A 12,623-nucleotide genomic window follows, 5' to 3' on the forward strand; every position below is an offset into this window, starting at 1 on the left:
AGCGTCGTGAGCATGGAGTACATCGCTCGCGACGCCGACATCGCGCCCGTGGCCGCGCTGATCGCCGACCCCACCCGGGCGGCCATCCTGACGGCGCTGCTCGGCGGCCGGGCGCTGGCCGCCGGCGAGCTGGCCAGGGTCGCCGGGGTGAGCGCCGCCACCGCCAGCGCCCATCTGGCCAGGCTGCTCGACGGCGGCCTGGTCGACGTCGTCCGGCAGGGCCGCCACCGCTACTACCGGCTGGCCGGGCACGAGATCGCCGAGGTGCTGGAGACGCTGGCCAGGGTGAGCGCCCGCCCGCCGGTGCGCTCCCTGCGGCAGTCCCGGCAGGCGCGGCTGCTGGAGGAGGCCCGCACCTGCTACGACCACCTGGCCGGACGCGCCGGCGTCGCCCTGCTCGACCACCTCAAGGACGGCGGCCACTACGACCGCCAGGACCTCACCCCGGACGGCGAGCGGCTGCTCATGGGCCTGGGCGTGGACGTCGAGGGCGCCCGCAGGGCCAGGCGGCGCTTCGCCCCGGAATGCCTCGACTGGACCGAACGCCGGTCGCATCTCGGCGGCGCCCTGGGAGCCGCGATCACCGACGTCCTGCTGGAACGCGGCTGGTACCGGCGTGGATCGGTGCCCCGCGCGGTGGTCCTCACCGACGAAGGGAGGGAAGGGCTGGCGGCGATCTTCCCGAGTAAGGAGCTAACATCGGGTACGCCGGTTACCTAAGTGAGAGAGACGATCATGCGCGACAACGGAGTCGTGAACGTCGGCCCCGAGCCCTTGAGCTTCGACGACGTCATCAGGGTGGCCCGCCACGGCGCCCCCGTGCAGCTCACCGACGACGCGGTGGCCGCCATGGCGGCCGCCCGCCAGCGGGTGGACGAACTCGCCGAAAGCCCGGTGCCCGCCTACGGCGTCTCCACCGGGTTCGGCGCGCTGGCCACCCGGCACATCGACCCCGCGCTGCGCGCCCAGCTCCAGCGCTCGCTGGTGCGCTCGCACGCGGCGGGCAGCGGCCCGGAGGTGGAGACCGAGGTGGTGCGCGCGCTCATGCTGCTGCGCCTGCACACCCTGGCCACCGGCCACACCGGCATCCGGCCGGGCACCGCCAAGACCCTGGCCGCGCTGCTGACCACCGGCATCACGCCGGTCGTGCACGAGTACGGCAGCCTCGGCTGCTCCGGCGACCTCGCGCCGCTGGCCCACGTGGCGCTGACGCTGATGGGCGAGGGCGTCGTCCGCGACGCCGCCGGTGAGCTGCGGCCGGCCGGGGACGCGCTCAAGCAGGCCGGCATCGAGCCGGTCGAGCTGGCCGCCAAGGAGGGCCTGGCCCTCATCAACGGCACCGACGGCATGCTCGGCATGCTCATCCTGGCCATCTCCGACCTCACCAAACTGGTCAGGACCGCCGACATCAGCGCGGCGATGAGCGTTGAGGCGCTGCTCGGCACCGACCGCGTCTTCATGCCGGAGCTCCAGGCGCTGCGCCCGCATCCGGGCCTGGCCAGGTCGGCCGCCAACATGACCAAGGTCCTGGCCGGCTCCGGCGTCATGGCCAGCCACCGCGACCCGCAGGCGTGCACCCGCGTCCAGGACGCGTACTCGCTGCGCTGCGCGCCGCAGGTCGCCGGCGCCGCCCGGGACACGATCGCGCACGCCGCCACCGTGGCCGGCTGGGAGCTGGCCAGCGCCGTGGACAACCCGGCCGTGCTCGACGACGGCCGGGTGGAGTCCAACGGCAACTTCCACGGCGCGCCCGTGGGCTACGTGCTCGACTTCCTCGCCGTCGTGGCCGCCGACCTGGCCTCGATGTCCGAACGCCGCACCGACCGCTTCCTGGACGTGGCGCGCAACCACGGCCTGCCCGCGTTCCTGGCCGACGACCCCGGCGTGGACTCCGGCCACATGATCGCCCAGTACACCCAGGCCGCGATCGTCTCGGAGCTGAAGCGGCTGGCCGTGCCCGCCAGCGTCGACTCGATCCCCAGCTCGGCCATGCAGGAGGACCACGTCTCCATGGGCTGGTCGGCGGCGCGCAAGCTGCGCAGGTCGGTCGACGGGCTGACGCGGGTGCTGGCCGTCGAGGTGCTCACCGCGGCCCGCGCGCTCGACCTGCGCGCCCCCCTGGAGCCCGCGCCGGCGACCGCGGCCGTGGTCAGGGCGCTGCGCGAGAACGTGCCCGCACCGGGCCCCGACCGCTTCCTCGCGCCGGAGATCGAGTCCGCCGTGCGGCTGGTGGCCGAGGGCGGCGTCGTGGCCGCGGCGGAGTCGGTCACCGGGCCGCTCGAATAGCCCGTCCCGCTCAGCGGGGGAGGGCGACGATCAGGTCCATCTCCATCACGAGCCCCGGCCGGAACAGCTTCGAGACCTCGACGGTCGTGCTGGCCGGGGGAGTGCCGGTGACGTACCGGTTGCGCACGTCCCTGAGCTGGAGGATGTCGTCCATGTCCGTCAGGTACGTGCGGATGAAGGCGACGTCCTGCCAGGACGCGCCCTGGTCGGCCAGGATGCGCGTGGTGACCGCGAAGATGTGCTCGGCCTGGTCCTTCAGCGAGCCGGGGGCGACCACCGTCCCCTGCTCGTCGAAGGCGGCCTGGCCGGAGACGTAGAGCATGTCGCCGACCCGCACCGCGTGCGAGTACGCGCCGTTCGTGGCCGGGATCGTGGACAGGTTCAGCGGCACCGCCCGCGTGGCCGGGGCGCCGCCGACGCGCTCGGCGACCGCCGTCAGGTCGCGGTCGCCCAGCCCGGCCGCTCGCGCCTCCTGAAGACGCTGCCGGGCGGCCGTCGCCAGCGACGCGCCTTCCCACGCCGCCAGCTCCAGGTCCTTGGCGGCCAGGCCGAGCGCGTACCGGGTCTCGGTCGCGGGTGTGCGCAGCCGTTCGGCGACCTGGCCGAGTGGGGTGCCCGCCAGCACGTCGAGCAGCGCGTCCCGGTCCACGCCGTGCGCCGCCCCGTACGCCAGCGTCTCGGCGACCAGCACCTGCGCGGGCACGATCGCGCTCATGACGGCGAGCTTCATCGCCGCGCCGGACCCCGGCGGCCCGGTCTCGCGCACCTTGCCGAAGACCGACAGCACCTCGCGGCAGCCCGAGACGTCGCCACCGGCCAGCACCACCAGTGAGCCGTCCGCCGCCGGGCCCACACTGCCCAGCACCGGCGCGTCCACCAGGCCGACCGACGCCGGCAGCAGCGCGCGCAGCTCACGCACCGCCTCCGGGCCGATCGTGGACATCTCCACCACCGTCGCGCCGGGCCGCAGGCCGGGCAGCGCGGCCGTCAGCACCTCGCGCACCGCCGCCGGATCGCTGAGCATGGTGATCACCAGCTCGGCGCCGTCCACCGCCTCGGCGGCCGGCACGCCGGTCCCACGCCGCCACGTCGTCACCTTGTGCCCGGCCTCCACGAGTCGCCGAGCCATGGGGACGCCCATGCGTCCCTGTCCGAGAAATGCAATCACGGGAACAGTCAACAGGGATGCGAGGTATTCCACCACCGACTAGATTGCATGGCAGCCATGCATGACACGAATGCCTTCGACCTCCAAGCCCTCCGCCTCTTCGACGAGGTGGCCAGGAGCGGATCCTTCACCGCCGCCGCCGAGCTGCTCGGCTACACCCAGTCGGCGGTCTCCCGGCGCATCGCCGCGCTGGAACGGGCCGGCGGCGGCCCGCTGTTCGAACGCCTGCCGCGCGGCGTGCGCCTGACCCCCGCCGGGACGGCCCTGCACCGGCACGCCGTCGCCGTGCTCGACCGGCTGGCCCGCGCGGGCGAGGAACTGGCCGCGATCCACGGCGGACGCGGCGGCACACTGCGCGTGGGCGCGTTCGCCACCGCCAACGTCGACCTCATGCCGGACACACTGCGACGTTTCATGGCCGCCTATCCCGGCGTCGAGCTGCGGATGACCGAGGGGCTGACCGCGCGGCTCGTGGAACGCCTGCACGCCGGGGCGCTCGACGTGGCCGTGATCAGCGACTACCCGGCCGGGCTGCCCGCCGAGGGCGCCCGGCTCGTGCGGCTGCGCGAGGACCGGCTGTTCGTCGCGCTGCCCGCCGGCCACCGGCTGGCTCCCGGCGCCGACGTGGACCTGCGCGACCTGGCCGAGGAGAGCTGGATCGAGGCGGCGCCGCGCGGGCAGCCGACGCCGCTGGTGGCCGCGTGCGCCGCCGCCGGGTTCACACCGCGCGGCGGGCTGCGGGTGGCCGAATGGTCGGGGAAGTTCGGGTTCGTCGCCGCCGGGTTCGGGGTGACGCTGGTGCCCGAACTGGCCGCGCGGGCGGTGCCGCCGAACCTCGTGCTCAAACCGCTGCGCGGCGCCACCCCCATCCGTACGGTGTACGCGGCCCTTCCCGAGATTCCCCTCCCCGCCGCGCTGGAACTGGTCGAAATGCTGGGACAATGGGAGATGTGTACGACGGTTTCGCCCACTTAAACGGTCATCTCGCCACCGGACTCCGCGACGTGACGACCGACCTGGCCGCGCTCGACAGCGAGGGCTGGTGGGCCGTCGTCGCCGACTACGAGGGCACGGTGACGTGCGCCCGCTTCGACCGCGTGCGCCCGTCCGCGCTGCCCGAACCCAAGGCCGCTTGGCACGGTCCACATGTCGGTCAGTGGCGTACCTCGCTCGACCGCGCCGCCTACGAACGCGGCGTACGCGCGATCCGCGACCACATCGAGCGGGGCGAGGTCTACCAGGCCAACCTCTGCCGCGTCCTGTCGGCCCCCGTCCCGCCCGGCGCCGACCCGCTGGCGCTGGCCGCCCGGCTGGCCGAGGGCAACCCGGCCCCGTACGCCGCCGTCATCGACGTCCCGGGGCTGAGCGTGGTGTCGGCCTCGCCCGAGCTGTACCTGTCGCGCGAGGGCGACATCGTGGAGTCCGGCCCCATCAAGGGCACCGGCGTCACCGCCGCCGACCTGCTGGAGAAGGACTACGCCGAGAACGTCATGATCGTCGACCTGGTCCGCAACGACCTGGGCAGGGTCGCGGCGGTCGGCTCGGTCGAGGTGCCCTCTCTGTGCGCGGTCGAGGAGCATCCCGGTCTCGTCCACCTCGTCTCCACCGTGCGGGCCAGGCTCGCGCCCGGAGCGGGCTGGCCGGAGCTGTTCGCCGCCACATTCCCGCCCGGATCTGTCACGGGCGCGCCCAAGTCGTCCGCTCTGCGCATCATCAATGAGCTCGAACCGGTCCCCCGGGGGCCCTACTGTGGTGCCGTGGGCTGGGTCGACGCCGACCGGGGCAGGGCGGCATTGGCCGTGGGCATCAGAACATTCTGGATCTCAGCAGGCGAGATCCGCTTCGGCACCGGTGCGGGCATCACGTGGGGCAGCGACCCCGCGCGTGAATGGTCCGAGACGGAGCTGAAGGCAGCCAGGCTCATCGCACTAGCATCCTCAGGAGGAAACCGATGAACATCCCTGTCTGGGTCAACGGGGAGCTGATCGACCCCACGCAGGCCACCGTCTCCGTGTTCGACCACGGGCTCATGGTCGGCGACGGCGTCTTCGAGACGATCAAGATCGTCGACGGCGAGTCGTTCGCGCTCACCCGCCACCTCGACCGGCTGACGCTCTCGGCCCAGCGCATGGACCTGCCCGACCCCGACGTCGAGGCCATCGCCGAAGGCGTCGGCAAGCTCCTGGCGGTCGCCCCCGCCTGGTCGCTCGGCCGCATCCGCATCACCTACACCAGCGGCCCGGGCCCGCTCGGCTCCGACCGCGGCAACCAGGGCACCACCTCGATCGTCATCGTCGACGAGCAGAAGCCGTTCCCGGAGACCGCCAACGTGGCCGTCGTCCCCTGGCCGCGCAACGAGCGCGGCGCGCTGTCCGGCGTCAAGAGCACCTCCTACGGCGACAACGCCAAGGCCCTGCTGCACGCCAAGAACCAGGGCGCCGGCGAGGCGATCTTCGGCAACCTCGCGGGAAACCTGTGCGAGGGCACCGGCTCCAACATCTTCATCGTGCGCGACGGCCGCCTGATCACCCCCACGCTCGACTCCGGCTGCCTGGCCGGCGTCACCCGCGCGCTGGTGCTCGAATGGTGCGGCGGCGAGGAGACCGACGTCCCGCTGCAGGCCCTGTACGAGGCCGAGGAGGCGTTCCTCACCTCCACCACCCGCGACATCCAGCCGATCAGGCTCGTCGACCGGACCGAGCTGCCCACCGCGCCCGGCCCGATCACCGCCAAGGCCATGCGGATCTTCGCCGAGCGCGCCGCCGCCGACCTCAACCCCTGACCCGCCGGCGACAGGGCCCCGCCTCCGGGGCCCTGTCCCTTGGTCTCGTCAGTACGACTTCTGCGTCTGGACGTTGAACTCGTCCATCTTCACCTGCTTGGCCGGGTCCGTGATCGGGTCGTCGATGCGCAGCACGTCCAGGCCCTCGCGCATGTCGCTGGAGTAGATGTAGCCGTTGTAGTAGTAGGCCGACCACGAGCCGGCGATGCCGCCCCCCGGGTACGGACGCCGCTCGAAGAAGCCGATCTCCTTCGGGTTGGCCGAGTCGGTGAAGTCCCAGATCGACACCCCGCCCTGGTACCAGGACTGGACCATGACGTCCTTGCCCTTCACCGGGATCAGCGAGCCGTTGTGGGCCACGCAGTTCTCGTCCTGCTCCTGCTCGCGCGGGATCTTGAAGTAGCCGCGGCGCTCCAGCTTGCCGTTCACCAGGTCGTACACGGCGTCGGCGCCCTTGGTGCGCGGGGTGCCGGAGTCGCAGGTGGCCTGGCTGCCGCCGCCCAGCTCGTCCCCGAAGACGACCTTCGTCGCGTCGTTGTTGAACGTCGCCGAGTGCCAGATCTGGAAGTTCTCGGTGTCGCGGATCTGCTGGATCACCCGGGGTTTGACCGGGTCGGAGATGTCGAGCAGCACGCCGTCGCCGAAGCAGGCCGCCGCGGCGAGCTTCTTCTCCGGGTAGGCGGTGATGTCGTGGCAGCCCGCGAACATCTCGGTGTCTTGCTGCTGGGGGAAGATGTCCGGCTGCGCCACGACCTTGGCGGACTTGGGGTCGTCGAGCGGGATCTCCACGATCTGGATGTTCTGGTGCGGCGGCGAGCAGGTCCGCGAGTCCGGCTCAGGGCCGGGGGAGGAGACGTAGACGTAGAGCTTGTCGTCGGCGGGCACCATGGTGTGCGTGTGGGAGCCGCAGTCCGTCAGCACCGCGCCGACGTAGCGCGGGCTCTTCTTGTCGCTGATGTCGAACAGGCGCAGACCCTCCCAGTCGCGGGTCTCCTCGTTGGAGTCGCAGTCTGCGCTGCCGCGCGGCTCGTCGACCGAGAGGATCAGCAGATCGCCGTGCACGCTGACGTCGTTCTGCTGCGCCGGGCAGGACACCTGGCTCACCGTCTTCGGCTTGGCCGGGTCGCTGATGTCGTAGATCACGAATCCGGCGAAGTTCCCGACGAATGCGTAGTCGCCCTGAAAGGCCAGATCGGTGTTGAAATTGTCATCCCCGGCGAACGGGCCGGTGCGCGGGACGTTCGCCACGTGCTTGACGTTGGGGCTGGTCAGCACGTCGCCCGAGCCCGATGCCGTACCGGACGCCGTGCCGCTCTCGCGTGAGGAGGCGGCCCCTGGCTCACCGGCCGACGGCGGTTCCCCCGCGCACGCCGAAGCCAGCAACAACACCGCGCACAACACCGCTCCGCGCAGCTTGGCGAAGATCAACACGCGTCCCCTTTGTCTCTCGTGGCTCACTATGGAAGTTATGCCAGCACGTTGGTGGCCGCGTACGGTCTTCATCACAGTTGTGATGACATTTGCGCTTTCGGCCTGCTCCGAGCCACCCGCCCCGGACGTCCAGGTCGTCGGGACGGACGCCCCCGTCCTGGTGCCCGGCAGCCCCGGAGCCCCGGCCCGTACGGCGAAGCCCGGCGAACGGATCGGCCCCAGCCCCGCCCCGACCCTGGCCGCCGACGTGCGCTTCGCCGAGGCGATGATCCCGCACCACCGGCAGGCGCTGGAGATGACCGCCCTGGTCGAGGCCCGTACGACCACCCCGGTCATCCGCGCCTTCGCGCGCTCGATCACCGCCGCCCAGACCCCCGAGATCAGGGCCATGACCGTCTGGCTCGCCGAACTCGGCCGCCCGGCCCCCGCCGACCACGCCCACGGCGCGGCGACCGGCTACGGGATGGCCACCGAGCAGGAGCTGAACGCCCTCAGAGCCGCCAGGGGAGCCGCGTTCGACCAGATGTTCCTGCGCCTGATGACCAGGCACCACCAGGGCGCGGTGAAGATGGCGGGGGAGGAGCTGGCCGGCGGACGCGACCACCGCATGCGCCTGCTCGCCAGGGACGTCTACTCCGGCCAGAGCATAGAGATCGAACGCATGCGCCAGGCCCGGACCACGCTCCCGTCCTGACGCCGCGCATGCCGAGGCCCCGGCGTCGGGGTGGACGCCGGGGCCTCGGGTGCAACGGTTCAGGACGGCCAGAGCATGTTGGTGAGCTCGGCGTCCAGGTCCATGAAGTCGGTCTCGCGCCCCGCGGGCACCTTCTCGTACGTCCGGTGGAGGAACTCCGTGAGGGGGGCCAGCGGCACTTCGAAGAGCGCCTGCCCGAACGGCGAGGTGAGGCTGATGTGCAGGGTGCGCTCGCCATCGGCGCGTGCGGGCCAAACCTGCACGTCGCCGTCGCCGACCCGCCGCACGATGCCTACGGTCAGCAGTTCACGAGCAAAGATCCACTCGACCGGCTCGTCGTTCCCTACGTGGAAGGCCATGCGGATGGCATACGGATCGTCGGCTGTGTAGCTCAGTCCGGCGAGCAGGGGGACGGTAGTACGGTCGGGGACCACTAGCCGAAGGCCAAGCTCGGCGGAGACGGTGGTGCTGTTCATCGTCAGCCAAACCTTTTCGTCGTAGGTCCCCTCTTCGGGGCTTTCACTGCTCTGACGGACTTCGTCCTGAGCTATGACGCGGAACGAAGAAACCTGTAGGAAAGATTCCGCCTCAAGGGCCTTCTGTAACGCACATCACAGCTGGACATTTAGGCATCTACCTGGCTAAACGGCATCAATCGGGTCGTATTTGCGAGGGTTTTGCTGTTGTAGAGCCTGCCCCGACGGGCCCGACCAAGAACGTTTCTACCGAAAAGATCGCGATCGGTGCCTTACGGCACACGTCGATGGTATGACACCGACCCACCATGCCGGTGGGCAACCGCCGCCTTTCGCTCGAATCCCTCCTACCCGGAGCTCCCGAAGATCGCCCTCGGATGCTCCGTTTCGCCAGCACCCCCAGAGTGCGGTATGGTTTTCCCCGTCAGCACCGCAAGGCGCCGACAGGGCGGGCGATTAGCTCAGCGGGAGAGCGCTTCGTTCACACCGAAGAGGTCACTGGTTCGATCCCAGTATCGCCCACTCGTAAGGTGCAGGTGGAGGGGTTTCGGAGATCATCCGAAGCCCCTTCTCTCATGTCTGGGGTTGACGGGAGCCAATCGGGGAGCCATCCCACTCGGATGCTCAACCCGTCGGCTTCTCACCGAAGATGGTGATCAGCGGTCGGAGCTGGTGGCGGTGGACCGCCTCGGTGACGCTGGTGCCCGCGTGTCCGACGAGCTCCGCGATCGTCTCGATCGGTACGCCCTGAACGCTCATGATCGAGACGAACGAGTGACGCAACTCTCGTGGGCTCCATGTCGTTCCGAGCCCGGCCTGCCTGGTGATCCTGCGGAAGGTGCGCCGCACGTTCGACACGTCGAGCGGGGTGCCGACGTTCGTGCAGAACACCAGATCGTGGTCCTCCCATGCCTCGCCGGCCTTGAGCTTCTGGGCGGCTTGGCGGGTGTGGTGCTGTCTGAGCGCCTGGGCCGCCAGCTTCGGCAGCTCCAGCGTGCGGCGTGACTTGCGGGTCTTGGTGTCTCCTCCTTCCCGGACGGTCCGCCAGACGTAGATGGCGAACTTCTTGTGCTTGAACCCTGCCTCGGTGACTGGCCGCCACTGCTTGAGGCTCATTCGCGGGGCCAACGAGTCGCCGTCGATCTTCGCCTTGGGCAGGCGCGGAATATCCCCGCGTCCGCAGGGCCGACGCTGCGGTCACGTCCGTCACGGCGTAGGCGTAGGGAACATCCCCGCGTCCGCGGGGCTGACCTTTCCCAGTCCATGCCTTCGAGGTCGAGCCAAGGAACATCCCCGCGCGGGATGTTCCCCTCTACCGTGTGCCCCGTCTCGATGTGGCGCCGTCGGCCTCGCGGACGCGGGGGTCGCCCCGAGATCGTCGGCACCGGCTACACCGCCCGCGGGTCGGCCCCGCACGCGCGGGGGATCGCCCCGTTCCGCAGAGGCATTCGCAAGACAGGTGGATGTCGGCTCCGCAGGGCGGGGTCGTCCGTCTGAGCTTGGCAGGGAGTTCCTGAAGGAATGTCGGTCGGCGACGCAGTGCACATGGAGGGACCGGCCGGACGACGATATGTGTGAGAGAACGCCGATCGGTCCATCCCGCTGGCAGCCGAGAATCGTGCGGTTCCAGATCATCAACGGTGGGAGTGAACGTAGGGACTATCCATCCATAACGGAGAGGAGCTGCGGGAGCCAATTTGGGGAGCCATCGCCCTTCGATTCCAGCAGACTTGCTGCGTCTTCCATAGACGTTCTGCCAGGTGAGAGGCGCCCCGATCGACTCACATCGACGTGTTCAGACTGGCCTGCGTTCCTTTACACCGAAGGGGTTACTGGTTCGATCCCAGTGATCATCCGAAGCCCCTTCTGTCATGTCCGAGGGTTGACGGGAGCCGTCCCGTTCGGCTGCTCGACCTGTCGGCTTCTCGCCGAAGACTGGGCGCTCTTGGGAATCTGGTGATGCCTCGACGGCTTGCTGCGCGGGCCGTCATGGGCGGCGGTGTGTGGCCAGGATGAGTGGTGGTACCAGGAGGGTCAGGGTGGCGCCGATCCACAGGACGCTCGCCGGGCCGGCGGCATCGACCGCCAGGCCGCCCGCGAAGGCGCCGAGGGCGATGGACAGGTTGAACGTCGAGACGTACAGGGAGGACGCGGCCTCGGTGGCGGTGGGGGCGGCGTTGAGTATCCAGGTCTGGAAGGTGACCGGGACGGCGCCGTACGCCAGCCCCCAGACGACCAGGATCGCGGCCGCGGACCGGACGTCGTGGCTGCCGATCGCGACGGCGGCCATGGCGGCGGTGAGCAGCAGGCCGATGCCGCACACGGTCTGGCGCAGGCGCGTGGTGACCAGGGCGCCGGCGAGGAAGTTGCCGCAGATGCCGGCGACGCCGAAGACGAGCAGCAGCACACTGATCATGCCGTCGGCGACGCCGTCGTCCTGGAGGATGGGCCGCAGGAAGGTGTAGGCGGTGAAGTGCCCGGTGATGGCCAGGAAGGTCATGGCGATGCCGGTGCGTACGGCACGGTGGGTGCGCAGCACGCGCGGCAGGTCCGCGAACGTCATGGTGCGCTCCGGCGCCACCTTCGGCATCACGATGACCATGCAGGCCAGCGAGATCAGGCCGAGCACGCCGACGGCGGCGAACGCGGCGCGCCAGCCGGCGAGGTCACCGGCCAGGGTGCCGGCGGGCACGCCGAGCACGGACGCGGTTTCGACGCCGCCGAAGACGACCGCGGTGGCGCGGGCGACGTGGCGTTCGGGCACCAGGCGCAGGGCGATGCCGCCGGCCAGGGACCAGAAGCCGCCGACGCTGATGCCGATCAGGAAGCGGGCCAGCAGGACGACGGCGAAGCTGGTGGCGAAGGCTGAGGCGAGGTTGGCCGCGCCCACGATGCCGATCAGCAGGGCCAGCACCAGGCGGCGGTCGATCCGGGCGGTGGCCACGGTGACCAGTGGCGCCGCGACGGCGGCGACGAGTCCGGGCACGGTGACCATGAGCGCGGTGGTGCCCTCGGACAGGTCGAGGGCGGTGCCGATGGGGGTGAGCAGTCCGACGGGCAGCAGCTCGGACGTCATCAGGGCGAAGATGCCCAGCGTGACGGCGAGGATCGCGAACCAGCCCCGGACGGGTGACGGGCCGGGACCCTGGGCCGCGTCCGACGGCCTGGCGCCGATGGTGGTCATGGGTGGGGGCCTTTCCAGGCGTGGTCAAGGCGCGAACGGCGGCCACGCGGGCGGCGGCCACCGCCCGGAAGCGGAGAAGCAGAGAAGCGGAGAAGCGGGGAAGCGGTGGGGCTACTCGGTGCCGGGGGTCTTGCGCGTGGTCACGTTCATGCGGTTCCAGGCGTTGACCGTGAAGATCAGCGCGATGAGGTGGGCCAGTTCCTTGTCGTCGAAGTGCCGCGCGGCCTCGTCGTACACCTCGTCCTCGACCCCTTGCGGCAGGAGGGTCACCGCCTCCGTCAGCGCCAGGGCGGCGCGCTCCTTCGCGGTGTAGAGGCCGGCCTCCTGCCAGGCGCTGAGCTGGTAGATCCGCGCCTCGCTCTCACCCGCCCGGCGGGCGTCGCCGGTGTGGTAGTCGATGCAGTACGCGCACCGGTTGATCTGCGAGGCGCGGATCTGCACCAGCTCGACCAGCACCGGGTCCAGCCCTTCGCGGGCCACGGCGTCCAGGGCCAGCACGGCCTTGAAGACCTTGGGGGCGACACGCGACAGGTTCATTCGTTCGGCGATGGCGACGTTCGTCATGGCCACCACGCTAGGAGCGTGATCGGCCCACGGTATGG

The 12,623-nt window shown here is 70.7% G+C and carries 12 protein-coding genes and 1 tRNA gene; 7 read left to right on the forward strand and 6 right to left on the reverse strand.

Going from position 1 to position 12,623, the window contains the following annotated elements; genetic code table 11:
• The first annotated feature begins 12 nt into the window (after window positions 1–12).
• Both AB0J97_RS34365 and hutH read left to right on the forward strand, forming a co-directional pair.
• Window positions 13–720, forward strand: a complete 708-nt coding sequence (locus tag AB0J97_RS34365; protein WP_357703126.1) for a helix-turn-helix transcriptional regulator — start codon at window positions 13–15, stop codon at window positions 718–720.
• Window positions 721–735: 15 nt separating this feature from the next.
• Window positions 736–2,286, forward strand: coding sequence for a histidine ammonia-lyase (hutH, locus tag AB0J97_RS34370; RefSeq protein ID WP_357703128.1), 1,551 nt, complete (start codon window positions 736–738; stop codon window positions 2,284–2,286).
• Window positions 2,287–2,296: 10 nt separating this feature from the next.
• Here the strand turns inward: hutH and AB0J97_RS34375 are convergent, their stop codons facing one another.
• A complete protein-coding gene (locus AB0J97_RS34375; protein ID WP_364096515.1) occupies window positions 2,297–3,490 on the reverse strand; it encodes a Rid family hydrolase in 1,194 nt (397 codons plus the stop codon).
• Window positions 3,491–3,511: 21 nt separating this feature from the next.
• Here AB0J97_RS34375 and AB0J97_RS34380 point away from each other — a divergent pair, with 21 nt between their 5' ends.
• From AB0J97_RS34380 to AB0J97_RS34390, 3 genes are read left to right on the forward strand one after another with little or no spacing between them, the layout of a single operon-like run.
• Window positions 3,512–4,429, forward strand: coding sequence for a LysR family transcriptional regulator (locus AB0J97_RS34380; RefSeq protein ID WP_364096518.1), 918 nt, complete (start codon window positions 3,512–3,514; stop codon window positions 4,427–4,429).
• A 29-nt stretch (window positions 4,430–4,458) separates the two neighbouring features.
• Window positions 4,459–5,409: a chorismate-binding protein gene (locus tag AB0J97_RS34385; protein ID WP_364096521.1), complete on the forward strand. Its 951-nt coding sequence runs from the start codon at window positions 4,459–4,461 to the stop codon at window positions 5,407–5,409.
• Window positions 5,406–6,236, forward strand: a complete 831-nt coding sequence (locus AB0J97_RS34390) for an aminotransferase class IV (RefSeq protein WP_357703136.1) — start codon at window positions 5,406–5,408, stop codon at window positions 6,234–6,236. The genes AB0J97_RS34385 and AB0J97_RS34390 overlap by 4 nt, the downstream gene beginning before the upstream one ends.
• A 48-nt stretch (window positions 6,237–6,284) precedes the next feature.
• Here AB0J97_RS34390 and AB0J97_RS34395 read toward each other — a convergent pair whose 3' ends face one another.
• Window positions 6,285–7,667: a hypothetical protein gene (locus AB0J97_RS34395; protein ID WP_364096523.1), complete on the reverse strand. Its 1,383-nt coding sequence runs from the start codon at window positions 7,665–7,667 to the stop codon at window positions 6,285–6,287.
• Between the two features lie 82 nt (window positions 7,668–7,749).
• Between AB0J97_RS34395 and AB0J97_RS34400 the strand changes: the two genes are divergently transcribed.
• Window positions 7,750–8,361, forward strand: coding sequence for a DUF305 domain-containing protein (locus AB0J97_RS34400; RefSeq protein WP_364096525.1), 612 nt, complete (start codon window positions 7,750–7,752; stop codon window positions 8,359–8,361).
• A gap of 59 nt (window positions 8,362–8,420) precedes the next feature.
• On the opposite strand, the gene AB0J97_RS34405 is transcribed toward AB0J97_RS34400, so the two are convergent.
• Window positions 8,421–8,837, reverse strand: a complete 417-nt coding sequence (locus tag AB0J97_RS34405) for an SsgA family sporulation/cell division regulator (RefSeq protein WP_020547189.1) — start codon at window positions 8,835–8,837, stop codon at window positions 8,421–8,423.
• Window positions 8,838–9,287: 450 nt separating this feature from the next.
• Here AB0J97_RS34405 and AB0J97_RS34410 point away from each other — a divergent pair.
• Window positions 9,288–9,359 (forward strand) — tRNA-Val (locus AB0J97_RS34410).
• 102 nt (window positions 9,360–9,461) lie between these two features.
• On the opposite strand, the gene AB0J97_RS34415 is transcribed toward AB0J97_RS34410, so the two are convergent.
• The 3 genes from AB0J97_RS34415 to AB0J97_RS34425 all read right to left on the reverse strand — a co-directional run bounded on the left by AB0J97_RS34415 (window position 9,462) and on the right by AB0J97_RS34425 (window position 12,585).
• Window positions 9,462–9,953 (reverse strand): tyrosine-type recombinase/integrase, encoded by a 492-nt coding sequence (locus tag AB0J97_RS34415; protein WP_364096528.1) that lies wholly within the window; start codon window positions 9,951–9,953, stop codon window positions 9,462–9,464.
• 871 nt (window positions 9,954–10,824) lie between these two features.
• Entirely contained in the window at window positions 10,825–12,021 is a 1,197-nt protein-coding gene (locus tag AB0J97_RS34420) for an MFS transporter (RefSeq protein ID WP_364096531.1), read from the reverse strand.
• Between the two features lie 111 nt (window positions 12,022–12,132).
• A complete protein-coding gene (locus tag AB0J97_RS34425; RefSeq protein WP_364096534.1) occupies window positions 12,133–12,585 on the reverse strand; it encodes a carboxymuconolactone decarboxylase family protein in 453 nt (150 codons plus the stop codon).
• Between the last annotated feature and the right edge of the window lie 38 nt (window positions 12,586–12,623).

Source organism: Nonomuraea sp. NPDC049607, from assembly GCF_040675375.1.
Taxonomy (GTDB): Bacteria; Actinomycetota; Actinomycetes; order Streptosporangiales; family Streptosporangiaceae; genus Nonomuraea.